The following is a 15522-nucleotide window of genomic DNA, read 5'->3' on the forward strand; positions in this document are numbered from 1 at the left end:
GAGCATGCCGAATCCATGCTCGCCTTGCGGATAAACCGAATCAACGGCGACTGGAACGCCTATTGGAAAGCCCTCGCCCAACAAAGCCCCGCCGTCGCCAATGACAACAACCCGCAAAAATCACTGCGCCGCACCGCCTGATTGCATCAGTTTGGATCGCACCCCAAGTTGTCGGCGCAGATCGCGTCGTCCATTTGCGGAAAGGCGATGCAGTTGAGCGCGGCGTCGGTGCTGATGGTGGCGCCCCTCCCACCGACCTCAGGCGCGAAGACGAGATCGATCCCCTCGGTGTCGCTCATCGGCTCGGTCGCGGACCTGATCGACGCCCGGCAAACATTGCGCTCGATGCCGAGACGGGCGTCGAAATCGGCCGCCTTCCCAAGCGCGCCGCCTGTCTCGCAGACGCGCGGCAAGGCGACGCCGCTCGACTCGATCGTCGGTAGGGCCGCGTGGAGGGAGCCTGGATGTCGCGATCGTGGAGAATCCAGCAAAGCGAGGCCGCGGCGCAGATGTTCATCTGCGCCGGCGCACCTGACCTACGGAGAGTTCCCCAACGGGCTTGCTCATGGGCGCTGTCTTCTGTTCCTCTACAACGGGCGGGTCGAGATGAAACTAACACGGCCGAGCGGTTATACGTTGGGTCAGCGTTCCCGGTCCCAGACCGTCGGGTCGTCGACCGCGGCCGCCATAAGCTTGGCCCAGCGTGCGCCTTCGGAGACGCCGCGGTCTTCCGGATAATAGAAGCACGTGTCGGCGACCTGAAGGCCGGCGATGAGCGTCTGGGTCTTGGGGATCATCGCGGCGAACCCCGGCGGACAGACCGGCTGCGCGTAGAGGAGACGGGCCGCCCTTGCGTCGATCCGGTCGGCGTCGGTCAGGGCGGGATTGACTCGCTTAAGGTAGCCGAACGCCTCATCGATCAGATCCGCGTCGCTCCGCTTCCAGTTCGCGCTCGTGGTCGGCATGTAATAGGGAACGTAGACGATCGTGTCGGGCGTCGGACGAAGACGGGAGAACTCGACGAAGCCCGGAATGTTCATCGACGGATCGAACACGTTCACCCAGAAGTTCGGCGTGATCGACTTCCTGAGTTTGAATATAAGGCAGACGACGCCCACATTCTTGATCGCGTCGTAGGCCTTCTTCGAATCATCCGGTAGACCGGGAATCATCTTCGACACGAGCGGCGTCGGTATCGTCGAAATGACCGAATCATACGCCTCGACCGTCCCGCCCGACCGCACACCCTTTACCGCGCCGGTCTCGACAACGACTTCCGTGACCGGCGCGCCGAGACGCACGGCTCCGCCGCCCTTCTCGATCGCGTCAACAAGCGCGCGCACCAGCGTTTCCGAGCCGCCGTCGATATAGCCGAGTTCCTCCTGAAAGAGCGACTTTCGCGAGGTTCCCACCCGCTTGATCCGCGTCCAGAGCCACGCCGCCGAAATGTTGTCGGCGTATTCGTAGAACTTGAGGTCGAACAGCGGCCGCCACATCGAGTCGTAGACCTTGGGCCCGCACGCGCGCACGATCCACTGCTTGGCTGAAAGATGCTCCAGGTCGCCCGCCGTTTCGCGGCGCGTCGCCATGAACATCATCAGTCCGTAACGCAGTTTCTCGATCGGAGACAGGCCCGGAAACTTGAGCAGCGCGACCGGGTCGCCCCACGCATGTACGCGTCCGCTGGTATAGACGCCCATGCGGGTCGGAACCCAGCGCATCCTGTCCTCGATCCCGAGTTCGCCCATGAGTTCGAACGTCGGCCGGTCGGCCTTGCAGACGAAATGGTAGTAGCGCTCGAGCGACAGCCCGCCGAAGTCGAAGTGGGCGGCCATCCCGCCGGCTACCTTGTCCGCCTCGTAAACGACGACCCGGTGGTCGGCCTTCTGTGCATGATAGGCGGCGGCGAGACCCATTGCGCCTGCGCCGATAACGGCAACACGTTTCATGTCGATACCCGAGACTGACGCGGCTGACGCGATTCGCGCATGGGGATTCAGCGCCCTTGCCCGCGCGCGGCGCCCATCTCGGGCGCCACGGCCGACTTGTCCGTGGACTGCACCTCGCCGCGGAACGTGTAATGCTTATGGGCGAAATAGGCCACTACCGATGGGGACAGGACGCCGATCAGATGCGCGACGTCTTCCCCATGCCAGCGGAACCCGACTGCCGGGAAGACGTAGAACGCTAAGCCGACCGAGACGACCCAGACAATTGCGAGCGACAGGAGGTTCACGATCACGAACCGGCGGAACTCGGTTGCGACCGCGAGGCCTGACTTGTCGAACACGAAGATCCTGGCGAGCACGTAGGCGGTCACCATGCCGAACAGATAAGCTACCGCGACCGCCGCCTCGAAGCTCATGAACAGGTTGAGCGCATAGCGGCTGCCGAGATTGACGAGCGCAGCGCACCCGCCGGTCAGGAGGAAGCGGACGAAGCGGCTGGTTATCATGGCGTTACAGCCTCAAAAATCGAGCGCGACATGGGAATAGACTGGATGCTGGAACGTCTGGCGCAACGCTTCCTGAAGCGGCGTCGCCCGCACGCCGAAGGTCGCCGGCCAGTCGATCACCTCGAACGTTTCCGGGATCACCAGGGCCTCAAGCTGACGCGTGGTGAACGGCGGGTCCTTGTCGACGAGCGCGTAGGTCCGCAACAGGAGCCAGAACAGGCGGTATGGGATGAAGACGATGCGCGTCGACGATTTCGACGCCTCTTTCACCGCCCGGATCAGATCGATGTAGGCCAGTGTTTCGCGGCCGGAGATGTTGAAGGCCTGACCGGGGCGCGGCGTCTCGATGCAGGACGCGATGATGGCGCAGAAATCGCCGACGTACAGCGGCTGGCGCAGAAACTGGCCGTCGCCGGGAACCGGGAAGACCGGCGTACGCTGCATGAACCGCGCGAGCCAGCCGAGATGTTTCCGGTCGAACCAGCCGAACATCAGCGTCGGACGCAGCACGCTGGTCGGCAGGCCGCTCGCGACCGCAAGCTTCTCCTGCGCCTTCTTTGTCTCGGTGTAGTAGTCGCGCGCAATCGAGTTGACGACCGAGGAGCTTATGTGGACGACGTTGGCGATCCCGTTCGCCTTGGCTGCGGCGATGACGTTTTCGGTCGCCGAGACGTTGTTGTCGAGGAAAGGCTTTTCGTCCAGCGCGCCGATCTGCGCATGGTTTAGGACGAGCGTGCCCGCGCCGGTGAACGCCTCCTGCCATGGTCCGCGCCTGGCGAGATCCGCCTTGATCACCTGCACGCTCGGGTTGAGTTTCACGAGCGTGGCGGTGTTCGTCTCATGCTTGTCGATCGTGACGATCGGGCCGTAGCCCTGTTCGACCAGACGCGGAATGAGATTCTGGCCGACCAGCCCCGCCCCGCCGGTGACGACGATTTTCCCTTTGTCCGCCATGGCTCTTTCAGAGGTTCATGCGATGGAAGATCGGAGCCGGGACGTTGCGGATCACCGCCATGATCCCTCTCCAGTAGAATGGCGCGTAAGCGACAGGACCGCCTTTGTTGGCCGCCTTGACGATCGTCTGGCCGAGCGCCTCGGGCTGCGCCCAGAGCGGGCCTTTTTTCGCGATGTGGGCGGTCATGGGTGTGTCGACGAAGCCCGGCTTGATCAGGACCGCGCGCGCTCCCGACTTCGCCAGCCGGTGCGCGACGCCTTCGACAAGGGTCGCTAGTCCCGCCTTCGAGGCGCCGTAGACGTAGTTCGACGCCCGACCGCGATCCCCGGCGACCGAGCCGATCACGACGAGCGCGCCCGAGCGCTGGCGCTCGAAACAGTCGGCCGCGGCGAGACACCATGCGGCGGCGCTGACGAAATTCGTTTGCAGGAGGTCAGCCGTCGCCGCCGGATCGCGCTCGAGTTGGGACTGGTCTCCTGGGACGCCGTAAGCGAGCAGGACGACGTCGAGGCCGCCGAGCCTTTGCGCGAGCGCGTCGAGCGTTGAGGTGGCGTCGACCGAGGCGCAGTCGGCGACCTCGATCTCAACGGCTGCCGCCCCGCGCACCCGAAGATCGGCGGCGATCGCCTCCAGGCGATCCGCGTTGCGTCCGACGAGCGCGAGGCGCGCACCCTCGGCCGCCCAGAGACGCCCCGCCACCTCGGCCATTGCGGAGGCCGCCCCGAGAATCACAATCCGTTTCGGCGCCGCGTTCATTGTGAAACTCTCCGCCAGAAGTCCGAGTTCATCGCCGGGTCCTTCAGCCGCGCGAAGGTCTCCCATTGCGGGAAAGAAAGCCTGAACATGTCCCCCGGCATCCGTCCGTCCTTCGCGGGATAGAGCGCGCCCTTGGCCTCGCGGACGATCGCGTCGAGGCGGCCCATCAGCGACAGGGTCCGCTCGCCCCGGTTGGGAAAATCGAGCGCGAGCGTCGTTCCCGGCCGCGGAAACGACAGCAGCCCCGGCGAGGACTTGTCGCCGAACGTCTTCAGCACGGCGAGGAACGAGGCCTGCCCCGCTCGGGCGATCTCCGCCAGCAGCGCCGACAGGGCGACCCGCTCCTCGCCCCACGGAATGACGCACTGATACTGACGCATCCCGCGGACCCCGTAGAGCCGGTTCCAGCTTCGGATGGAATCGAGCGGATAGAAGTAGGTCTGATAATCCTGCCTCTGCCGCGCCGCCTTCATCTTGTGCAGCCGGTAGTAGAATTCGTTGAAGGCCCCGACGCTCAGCCGGTTCAGGGCGAAGCCCGGGAACTCGAACGGGATGGCGCCAAGCGAACGATCGTTGTGAGGCGCAAGGCCGCCGGCAGGCACCCAGTTCGCGCGAGTGAACACGCCTCGTACTCCGCTCGTGGCGCAGTCGATCCAGGCAACCGTGTGCGCGTGCGAGCCGACGCTTTCGGCCGCCAGCGACCAGAACGCCTCGAGAGTCTCGAAAGGCGCGATCTCGACGTCGAGCAACCCGCTCGGGATCGGCGCGAGCGCGAACTCGACCCACTCGATCACGCCGGTGAGGCCGAGTCCGCCGATCGTCGCCCGGAAGAGGTCCGGTTCCGTCGTTGGGGTCGCCATGACGCGGCTGCCGTCGCCCCGCAGCAAGCCCAGCGCCGTGACGCTCGAACCGAAGGTGCCGGCCATGTGATGGTTTTTGCCGTGGACGTCGTTGGCGACCGCTCCGCCGAGCGTGACGAAACGCGTGCCCGGCGTCGTCGGCAGGAACCAGCCATGCGGCACGATGTGCCGGATGGCTTCGGACAGGCTTACGCCGGCCTCCCCGCGGAGTCGGCCCGAGAGCGGGTCGAACGCGATGAGGCGGTCGAGCCCCGTCATGTCGACGAGCGCGCCGCCGCTGTTGAGGCAGGAGTCGCCGTAGGAGCGCCGAAGCCCGATTGCGAGCTTCTCCGGCCAGGCGGGGTCGCGGATAAGATCGCCGAGTTCGTCGCGAAACTGCGGTCGCGCCCAGTGCTGGGGGCGGCGGTCCACCCGACCCCACGCGACGATGTCGCCGCGTTCGACGAAGCGCTGCCGAGTTGCGCTTGGCCCTGTTTCCACCTCGTGGGCGGAGCGTCGCGGAAGAGGTTCCGTTTCCGTCATGCCGCGGCGATTATCATGACGGCGGCGATGGCGGCGAATGCGAGCAGGCTCACCCTGTCCCTGAGCGCGAACAGGATCGGGTCGTCGTCGATCAGGCGACGCTCCGCCATGATGATCGCGCGCCCGATCCAGTACACCAGAATGGGCCAGACGAGCCACAGCGCCTGCGGATAGCTGCAACGGCGATGCATGGTGGTCGAGGAGATGTACAGGGCGAAGACCCTCACCGCGTGGAGGCCCGCGGCCGCGCAGAGCCCGCGCATGTCGATCAGTGCGCCTGCGCCGGTGAGGCAGGAATTTTTACAGGAACGCCGCAGGCCGACCGTTAGCCTGCTCCTCGAGCCGCTGTCCAGAACCAGCGCAGGCAGCTCGTCGGCAAAACGTGGATTGGCGACGAGCTGAGGCTGTCTAACGACTCTACCCCATGAGAGAACGTCCGTGCGCTCGCGGAAGGAAAGCATGGTTGAAGTCGACATGTCGTGACTAAGCAATGGCTGCGGCGAAGAGCGCGACCATCGCTGCGCCAAGGAGAAGACTGATCCTGTCTTTCAACGCGAAGGCAACCGGATCGTCGTGAAGCTCGCCCCGGTGACACAGCAGCCATATGCGCGCCAGGAAAAGGAAAATGATGACTGGGAATCCCCACAGCATGTCAGGATGCCGGTAGAAACCGGTCGGAAAAGCGTCGTCGATCAGATAGATCGCCATTATCAGCACTGTCGCCATCATGGTCGAAATGCCGATTGCGAGGACGAGCGGCGCGTCACTGGCGCAGTAGCCGCGACCGAGAGTACGCTCTCGCCCATGTTCAACCATCCGTGCGATCTCCGTCTGACGCTTCGCCAGCGACAGGGACAGAAAGATGAACATCGAGAAGACCATTAGCCAAGGCGAAAGGGTCGCGCCGGCGGCGACCACGCCTAGGGCCAAACGCGTCGTGAAAAGCGTCGCGAGAACGAACACGTCGATGATCGGCTCGCGCTTCAATCGGAACGAATACGCCAGACTGAGCGCAAGATAGATCGCAAGAATGGCCGCTGCTCCCGTCCCAACTGCCAGGGCAAGCGCAAAGGCCCCGAGACTCGCGATCACGACCAGTCGGAAACCGAAGGCAATTGAAAGGTCGCCGCTAGCCAGCGGGCGCTGTTTCTTTGACCAATGCTGGCGATCCTCGGCCAAGTCCCAGAGGTCGTTCAGGACATAGGTGGCCGACGCTAGGAGGCCGATGGCGACGAAGGCGATCGCAGCGTGCAGCCAAGCCGTCGGGTCGAAGGCCTTGCCGCCGAGGACGAGGGGGACGAATACAAGCGCGTTCTTCGCCCATTGATGAAGCCGCAAACTTCGACGAATTGCAGAAGCGCCCGCCGAGGTCCCGGGAAACGTCACCAGGATCGGCGTCGACATGCCCACCTTCCGCTCGAGAGGCGAACCGCCGCCGACGATGATCGCCCCTGACGCTTTGCTCCAGATGTGCAAGTCTGCCGAAGAATCGCCGGCGTAAACAAATCCGTCAGGAAACCGGCTCATCAGTTCGCGGGCTTTAGCCTCTCCCTTCAGATTCTCGTTTCCGTTAGACGCGATGATTTCCGTGATGAACTGGAACCGGGCCCCCGCCTTTTCCGCGATCGCGCGATCCGCCGCAGTGGCGAGGACCACATGCCGGCCGCGCGCCGCCTCGCGCTCGGCAAACGAGACGAGTTCGACGTTAGTCGGAAAGTGAGCGAGATTCTCTTTCGCTACCGCTACAGCGAGTCGCTCCTTAGCGACCGCGCGGCCGGACAAGACCCATCCGGGGATTCGCCAAGCGTCGGACGCATGCTTGCGAAGGAAGAGGATCAGGGACTCGTGGAGCGTGTCCGTCGCGAACAGCGTTCCATCAAGATCGAGGACCAACGGGATCGCCAGATCGAGGCTTAGAGGCGGAACCTCTTCCCCGGAGCCAGGTGAAAGCTCGGTCATTTTATCGGCGACGCCCGCGCGCATCGTTCGATTCATGTCGACTCTAAGAGGAAGCAAAAACGCCTAATCCAACGAAATGAGCACTCCAGCAAAGGGTGATCCGCGATCCCGCGTCATCTCATGCCGAAGCCAGCCCGCAGGTCCCTAGCACGATTCCTCCGGACGCGTGACCATTTCCTTTGCCTGGACAAGCCCCGCTGGATCCGCTGTGGTCTGTCGGCCACGGTCAGCCACGGCCCGCAAGCCAAGGTCAATCTTCCTCACAGACCTCGGCGAACGTGGAAGCGCTCGGAACGATTCCGACGAAGCGGGCCCATCGCGCTATCTTGTCAGACCAAGATCGACCGCAAGGAGTCGCGACGTTGACTGACAGAGGCCAGCGAAGCCGCGGGCAGGTTTCCAGTTTGCCCTTGTTGAGTCTGGCGAGGCTCAGGACGTAGCGCCCGGTCATTTGCGAGATCGGCAGGGTCACTGTGAAACCGGCATCCGGCATATCGAGACGACCGAAATGCTCGTTGACATCGGGACGGGGCACGCGTGTCGTCTTGAAATAAACTGTCGTGGCGTCGTCGCCAGTGAGCGTAATGAACACCGCGTCCGCCGGATCCCCGTCCTTCCCGGAGGCGGTCATCCAGCCGGCAACGGAAAGCGAATCCCTGATAAAATTGGTCGGGCGTGGAACCGATCCGTTCAGCAGATCGATATTACCCTCGCAGGCATCGACTGCGGTCGCAGGCCTCTCCTGCGGCGCGACATATTGCTCGGTCGAACGAGATTCGGCCTCGTCGCGCCGGACGTCGAGCAGTTTGATCGAGAAGTTCTTGCATTCGTGGAGTCCGCCGTCTCGGACCCGTGCTATACCGAGGGTCAAATCGCCGGATGAGGCCGAGATATCGGCTGTCGCCTGAAATCCCGGATTCTGCATATTCGGCTTTCCGAAATAGGCTCTGACATCGGGGCGAGGAACCTTTGACGCTTTGATATAGCCCTTCACGCCATCCTCTCCGATGACGGTCATGAAGACCTCGTCTGCGGTCTTGCCGTCCTTGCCGGAAACCGTCGTCCACCCAAACACCGTGAGCGTCTTCGGCTTCCGAACGCCTGGAGCCGAAGGGGGGGCTCCATTGACGGCGTCGATGCTGCCTTCGCACGTTTCCGCGGCCGCTTGCTCGAAATCCTGGGGCGGACCCTCAAGCCCAGACGCGGGCGGCACGATCTGCTTGCGCGCTGCAGCGCGCGTCATGTCGAGCCGGCTGAGCTTCAAGCTGTATCTGTCGCTCCAGATTCGCGTTCCGCCGTTACGCGGCTCAATGCGGATCGACCGCACCGCTTTGTCGGACAGAATCGAACGGTCCCCGAAGAGAAGCGCAAAATCTCTGGTGGATTCGATCAGCGGCGTCAAAACGAAGCCGGTCTCGGTCATCCCGGGAATGACGCGGAACCTTCTCGTGGTTCCGTCAGCGAGGCTCACCTCGATATCCAGAGGGTCGGGTTTGAAGAGGAACGACGCTAACCTGCCCACGAGCGTCTTTTTGAACGTCAGCTGAGCGAACAGGACTTGGTCGGCCGCCGGAAGACGGACCGTTTCGTGGAACCAATGGGTGGCTTCATGAATTGGCGTGCGATCGGCGTCGGCAACCGCCTCGCTTCGCTGGAGATAAAGCGTATCGTCGGCGAGTTTTAGGGGAACGAAAGAGTTTAGCAGAACCGGCCAACTCGCGCCGTCGTCGAGCGACGGAATGCGATTATCTATGGTTTCGACGCGAAAGATCACATTGTCCGGCGGCCTACTCAGAATATAATTGCGATCTGTCTCGGCGAGGGCAGGGGTGTAGGCTGAATAGCTCTGCAGAACAGGTCGTGGCTGCCAAATGTTCTTCGAGGCCAGCAGATAGGCTTGATCATAAGGGTAAATATCCGTTGTGCCGGGCAAGGTGTCGACAGCAAATTCGGACCGAATGGCTTTAAGATGGTCATCGTAGTCGTCCCGCAGCCGATGTTCAGACTCGAATCGGTTCTTGATGCCGTAATACAAATTTCGGTACATATTCATCGGGCGGCTAAACAGGAGGCCCCCTGCCGAAGGGACATTCCGAATGTCTATGAAAAACGTGCAGACGGCGGCGGCTAAGATCACGGGTATCGCCGCGCTCACTCTGGCCCCGGCCCAGACCGAAAGAATCGCCGCTATCATCAGGGCTGAGGCGGCAACGGTCGCGCGCCCGTCGTCATGTCGAACGAATCCTTCCTTGAATGCGACGAAAAGGAAAGCCGCGAAGGAAAGCGTGAGAAGCGCCCGCGGCGCGGCAGGAAGCGACCGCGACAACGCGACTGTCCACAGAAGCGCAATGGATATGCCAATATAGCCGGTGACCTGGGTGATGCTGCCGCTCAACGACATGGCGTCGGTATAACCTGACACGATCGGCCACATCGCTAGAACGTAGCCGGGCAAACCATCGATTGACTGACCGGCAACGACCCACGCGACGACCGCCGTAACCAGCGACGCGGCCACCGAGCCAAGTGCGACAAGCCTGAGCCCCTCCCACCATAGAAAAACGAAGTAGAGGACGAGGAAGACGCCGCTCACCAAGAACATCGACACCTTGATCAGTGGCAGAAAACCAAGCGGCGCACAGAGAGGGACGAACACCCCTGGAGAGAGGTCCAGTCCGTCGAACGAATGCCGGGGCGCCGTGAGCCGGTACAGAACCAGCGAGAGCAGTAGCGCATACGACGTGAACAAACCGTCCGTGGTGCTTACAGAAATCAGAACACAGAGGAATGCAAGGATAAGAAGTACGTTTCGCCGCCAAAATATTATTAGGAGCACTACAATGTAAAAAAGCGCCAAAAAAAGGCCCCCAAAAAGCATTAAATTGTCGGTTAAGGGATTATACATCCATGTCTGAAGCGAGGCGTAGGGACCGTACGTAAAAATCAGTTCACGCCCGTATGCTTTGCCTTCTGCAGTCGCTTGATTTAACGCCAGTTGCCAGGAGTAATCGAGCCCCGGCCCTGGCATATTCGGCGAGAATGGAACGAATATTGCCAGAACTGTAAGAGCTGAGAGGATGGATATTGGAAAGAAGTACCCTAAGTTTACTTTAGCTTTCATCCCGCAGTTCTCTGTAAGTAGGCAAAACAGATAATCGAGGCTAACTTCTGGAAGATGGACCGAAAGTTGAGTAGAACGGTTTCAACAAGAATCGAGCCCAAACTGCGCCTCACCGGCGAAGTCGAGCGTGAGTTGGAGCCGAGGTCGTTATCGGATGTCGAGATACAAGGTGAGGTCTTGGGCGTTTTCGGCCAGGGCTCGGGAGTTTAGCGTGGGGTAGTCCTGCCAAAGCTTTTGGCGATCGTAGGAAGAAAACTCAACATCGCGGAACTCCTCGACGATCTGATAATAGGACTCGTTCAGGACCTTGGACTCTCTGCGCAACCCAGAAATTGCCACGAGTCCGGTAGGGGGGCAATCCACAAATGATACCCGCAGGTCTGGACGGTATTTCTTCAGAATGGGGATGACTTTCCACACATCTCCCGTCCACGCGAAACGAGAGCCGCCCTCATCCTCCGGGCCGGCCACTGGGAGCCGGTTCGTCATCCGCAGATTTTGCGGCAGGCAATCATGAAGGAGGATTAGCGTTCTGGGATGCGCCACTCTCTCCGTGTTGATGAAATCGCGCAGCAAATATTCGAATCGATGCATGCCGTCGAGAAAGGCGATGTCGGGACCGAGTGGCAAGAGCTTCTCGAGGTAGCCGGCGGCGAAAAACTCATCGGACGTCATCTGGAACAGATGAAGCATCCTCTTGCTTCTCACGATGTCAGCCGAGATGACGAAGCGCGGATCGACGCAGACGCTGGGGCAGGTGTAGCGCGCGGCGGAATGACCCGATTCGGTGCCGATCTCGAAGTAGGAGCGGGGTTCGAGCGCCGCGTTCAGCGTCGAAAAAAAGTCCAGGTAGGGAAGACCGTCGAGGGCCGAATTCGAACTGATGTGCTTGACGTACATCTCATTAGTCCTTGAAGAGGTCATGCGAAGCAATCCATTCAGCACATGTCGATCAAGCCCAGCGCGGTTTTGAAGTCGTCCTCTCGGATTGTGAACTCCTGCTCGACGTCATGCTCTGCTGCGGGGCCGAACACGTACCCGATCTTTTGGCCCATGGCCTGGCAAAGACCGGACTGCAGGAAACCAGGATGGCGCGCGCTCGCCCGAAGCGCACACACCATCGCCCCGGGCGGCGCGAAAAGGCTGCCATGCAAGGCTGAACCATATTCTCCCACGATGGTTTTCGAGCCGGCAAACATCCTCAGCTGATCGGTTATCGAGAGCGTTTCAGGCCGGACCACTTTATATCCGGCTTTGGCGGCCAGCCGCTCGATCGCCTGGCGATTCAGCAGTTTCCGGTTTTCCGGTCCCGCAACGCCGCGCGACAGGTAAAGGCGTTTTACAGTTCCCGGTTCCGATCCCCGCTCACGTTTGCTTGGGAGCAGGGAGGTCAGATACTCGATTGCCGGCCGGAACAGGGGATGAGTGCGTCCGTTAGTGCGCAGCAGCGTCGGCACGATTAGATGGGTCGCTCCAACGACCTCATCATAGGGCTCGAAGAATACTAACTGCTGTGTCGTTATCCCAAGTAGCTGGAGCCATGAAAGGGCGAAGTGCGGGGTGTTCGCAGGTAACAGATATTTCGCAGCGCGTGGGTCGATGCCGCTCTGTCGCAGCAAGTATAGCTTTGGCAAGAAATCGACGAGCCAGTGCCCGAAGATGAGGTGGCCAGGACCCGCGAGAGACACGATCGGCTCGTCGATCACACGAGAGTATTCCTCCGCCCTTGTGTAGAGATTGCCGTAACCTGCCGCTTCCGTGATGCTCTCCTTGCTGAGACTCAACAGGTGGGAGGTTAACAACACACCGTCCCGCACCAACAGGCCGTGCGAGGTCACCCCGACATTGTTCAGTGTGTAGCTACCGACCGACAGAGCAGTGACGTCGCCGAAATAGGTATGCGTTAGGAAGTCAGGAAAGGGCCCGAGGACGAAACTCGGCGCGACCGGCAGGGACGAGACCGCCGGCGCCAGTTCGTGATAATGCGTTGAGGGCCCGCCTGGTTCTAAGGCCGAGAACTCCAAGGAGCCAGAACTCCTTGTCTGATCGCCGGCCCCGCGATGTCGCTTCAGCGTCTTGGGCGTCCGCTGCTGGTCGACAGTTTCCGCGGTCGTTCCCGTGGTGGTCAGTGGCTGGCCCCGCAAGTAGCAATCCAGAAGCCTGTAGATTTCAGGATTAGGAAGGCGTGGATCAGAGGGATTGCGAGCCTCGCGCGCGCCGAAATCCACCCAATGCTCGACCGGGTCGACGCCTGCCTCTCTGACGTCCGCGTAGTTGGCTCGGTAATATTTGTCGTCAAACGCACCACTCGCGCGAATCAGCCGCACGACCTCGTCGCGCGAGACTTTTGGTCCAGACCGATAGGGTGGCAGAAAGCCCCACCGCTTACCTGACGCAGCGCAAAAGAAAAGAAAGCAGCGTTCGATTCCATGCGCGAGACTTCCATCCTTCTTTCGGGAGTCCAGCACCTCGAAATCCGACCAATCAAGGCCGAGCGCGAAAAGATCAGCCAATGCTGCGCTGCGGAACCAGAACATAGAGCCGCTGGGGAATTCGATTTTCTGGTCAGACCGCAAATCGATCCCGATTCTGCTGAGGACGTTCCGCATTGATTCATAATTGGGCCCGATATTAATAAGCGAATCAACACCGTAAAAATGCTGAGCCATCAACACACCCAAATCTGGCGTCTCCAGCATGACGCCGACGATCGCACGCGCCCAAGCAGAATCTCCGACCAAGTCCTGATAGAGAAATTTACGCCAGCGCTCACCAAACTCGACCCGCTCGGACGCTGATTTTTTCCCGTGTATCTTCAAGCAAATCTCGTGACTGGCGATCTTCTCCCTGAACTGAATAAGCATCGGAGCAATATCAAAACCGCAGTTGGGGACGATCGCAATCTCGCTACATGAATTCAGGCCGAACCGGTCGAGAGCGTCGGCAATCCGGCGGCTCTTTTCCTCGGAATTGGTTGAAACATAGATTCTCTTGGGTACGTCTATTCGCGCAAGAGTTCCCGCGACCTCTTCGACCAAGTCGTCGTAATAGAGGTGGACGAAAATGCCAATCGGACGCTTGAGAACGACCGACGCCTTGTCAGCGAGCGCGATTTCAGCGCGCCAATCCTCGAGGTCAATCAACCGTTTTTGCACATGGCTGAAGGGTCCAAGGCCGAGAGCTCGCACCTCCGCGGGCCTCTCGCGTAGCTCGCCGAGCAGCGCGTCGATAGCGGGGACTAGGGCGGTTGGCGCGCAAAACGCCTTCACGTGGGCAAGCGCCGCTTCCTGCTGCTCGCTCCAAAGGGCGTCATCGCTCAATAATTGCACGCATGCGTCGGTAAACTCCTGGCCACCGTCCTTGACGGTGGCCGAGGAAACACCGCTGACAATCTCCCCGTCGTTCGCCAGCTGATCGGCGATTAGGCGGGAGCTGACAACGGGGAGCCCGTAACTGAGCGCTTCGTGCACCTTAAACGGGATGCCGGCTGCGAAACGGGTTGGCGCAATGAAGACACGGGCCCGCGCATATTCCGTTGTCAGATCAGTGACCGGCCCGAGGCAAGTCACTCCGTCTCGCTGCAGCGGACCGAGAGGGGCCTCGGGTCGGACATAACCGGCAATGCGCAGCGTCTCCTCGGGCCGGACCGCGCGGATGCGCGGCCAAACGTGGTCGAGAAACCAGAGAAGGCTATCGTAATTCGGCGATTCAGAGTTTCGCAAAGCGCCTACAAAGAGCAGCCCGGAGCGCTCGTTCGCTGCAATCCCGAGCGGGTTGGGTGCGAGATAATGGCCGATGGTCAGCACAGGTTTGTTCAACCGTCGCCGCAGGATCGCCGCCTCTTTCTCGCTGACGGCAACCACCACGTCGGCAAGCTCGGCGGGCCGTAACTCCATATCGAGGAGCTCGACGAAACGAGATTTTCCCGTTATTTCAGAGTAGGTCTCGACATGTTCGGTCCGGGCGACCTCCCGTACAGCGAAAATCGCCTCGGCATCGTAAACGATGCAGCCTCCCCCCCGCCTCCAGGCGCGCAGCGCCTGGCCGTACGCGGCGATATTATGGGGCCGGCAGACGTAGACAGCGTCGTAATGACGACTGGCGAGTCGATCCTCCAGGATACTAACATCGGGACCGTAAGTAATCTCGATATACCCGAAATCCTCAGGTATCGGATCATCGTCCTGGGGCGAAAAGGAGAAAATATCAATGTCGGCTTTTTTAAGTAGCGCCCGAATGATGATTTCCGATCTGCCATAACCCGTCCCCAGAAGCATCGAAGGCACGCGATCCTCAATGAATAAGATCCTCGGGCGAGAACCGTTGTACCGCACCGGATAACCGGCGTTCGGCTTGAACTCGGGACGCTGGTTGAGCAACTCTTGGTGCCGCTGGGCGAAAATTGGCCTGTTCTCCGCCATCAGTTCAATCGACGCTCGGGGAGCTACTGACGAAAAGCTGCCATATTCGAGGTGGTAAAGCCGGATGTCTGGATAAACCCGAGAACACCTGCCAGCTTCCCACAGCCGCATCGATAAGTCGGTTTCCTCGTAATAGCCGGGCGCAAAGACTTCATCGAAGCCCTTGAACTCCCGGAACTCCGCAGCCGATATGCAGAAAAAGCACCCGGCAACGTAGTCGACGTCGCGGGGGTATGCGTATGCGTATCGCATCGGCGATTCATCGCGGAAATAGCCCATGGCAACCCCATCCCGCCAGATTCCCGATCCCAGGTCCTGGATGGAACCGTCGAATTGGAGGATTTCTCCGCCAAAACAGGCGACTTCCGCCTTATCGCGTTCGACCGCCTCGTGTAATCGCACGAAAATATCAGGGTCAAACTCAACGTCATTGTTAAGAAAAACGAGGTACTCGCCGGTCGCCTGCTGCGCGC

11 protein-coding genes are annotated in these 15522 nt (G+C 60.8%); all 11 read right to left on the bottom strand.

The window, feature by feature from the left end:
- Window positions 1-146 precede the first annotated feature (146 nt).
- The 11 genes from ACLP25_RS00770 to ACLP25_RS00820 all read right to left on the bottom strand — a co-directional run bounded on the left by ACLP25_RS00770 (window position 147) and on the right by ACLP25_RS00820 (window position 15451).
- Window positions 147-413, bottom strand: coding sequence for a hypothetical protein (locus ACLP25_RS00770; protein ID WP_442467342.1), 267 nt, complete (start codon window positions 411-413; stop codon window positions 147-149).
- Between the two features lie 228 nt (window positions 414-641).
- A complete protein-coding gene (locus tag ACLP25_RS00775; RefSeq protein WP_442467343.1) occupies window positions 642-1949 on the bottom strand; it encodes an NAD(P)/FAD-dependent oxidoreductase in 1308 nt (435 codons plus the stop codon).
- A gap of 47 nt (window positions 1950-1996) precedes the next feature.
- Entirely contained in the window at window positions 1997-2455 is a 459-nt protein-coding gene (locus ACLP25_RS00780; protein WP_442467344.1) for a GtrA family protein, read from the bottom strand.
- Between the two features lie 12 nt (window positions 2456-2467).
- Window positions 2468-3409, bottom strand: a complete 942-nt coding sequence (locus ACLP25_RS00785) for an NAD-dependent epimerase/dehydratase family protein (RefSeq protein ID WP_442467345.1) — start codon at window positions 3407-3409, stop codon at window positions 2468-2470.
- Window positions 3410-3416: 7 nt separating this feature from the next.
- Window positions 3417-4166 (bottom strand): SDR family NAD(P)-dependent oxidoreductase, encoded by a 750-nt coding sequence (locus ACLP25_RS00790; protein ID WP_442467346.1) that lies wholly within the window; start codon window positions 4164-4166, stop codon window positions 3417-3419.
- Window positions 4163-5437 carry an FAD-binding oxidoreductase gene (locus ACLP25_RS00795; protein WP_442467347.1) on the bottom strand — a complete coding sequence of 425 codons (1275 nt, stop codon included), beginning with the start codon at window positions 5435-5437 and terminating at the stop codon, window positions 4163-4165. The genes ACLP25_RS00790 and ACLP25_RS00795 overlap by 4 nt, the downstream gene beginning before the upstream one ends.
- A gap of 107 nt (window positions 5438-5544) precedes the next feature.
- Window positions 5545-6009, bottom strand: coding sequence for a hypothetical protein (locus tag ACLP25_RS00800; protein ID WP_442467348.1), 465 nt, complete (start codon window positions 6007-6009; stop codon window positions 5545-5547).
- 22 nt (window positions 6010-6031) lie between these two features.
- A complete protein-coding gene (locus ACLP25_RS00805; protein ID WP_442467349.1) occupies window positions 6032-7543 on the bottom strand; it encodes a UbiA family prenyltransferase in 1512 nt (503 codons plus the stop codon).
- A 214-nt stretch (window positions 7544-7757) separates the two neighbouring features.
- Complete coding sequence (locus ACLP25_RS00810) at window positions 7758-10256, bottom strand: hypothetical protein (RefSeq protein ID WP_442467350.1); 2499 nt, start codon at window positions 10254-10256, stop codon at window positions 7758-7760.
- A gap of 519 nt (window positions 10257-10775) precedes the next feature.
- Window positions 10776-11528 (bottom strand): class I SAM-dependent methyltransferase, encoded by a 753-nt coding sequence (locus ACLP25_RS00815; RefSeq protein ID WP_442467351.1) that lies wholly within the window; start codon window positions 11526-11528, stop codon window positions 10776-10778.
- Window positions 11529-11566: 38 nt separating this feature from the next.
- Window positions 11567-15451 carry a rhamnan synthesis F family protein gene (locus ACLP25_RS00820; RefSeq protein ID WP_442467352.1) on the bottom strand — a complete coding sequence of 1295 codons (3885 nt, stop codon included), beginning with the start codon at window positions 15449-15451 and terminating at the stop codon, window positions 11567-11569.
- Window positions 15452-15522: the final 71 nt, after the last annotated feature.

The organism is Roseiarcus sp. (assembly GCF_052145395.1).
Lineage (GTDB): Bacteria > Pseudomonadota > Alphaproteobacteria > Rhizobiales > Beijerinckiaceae > Roseiarcus.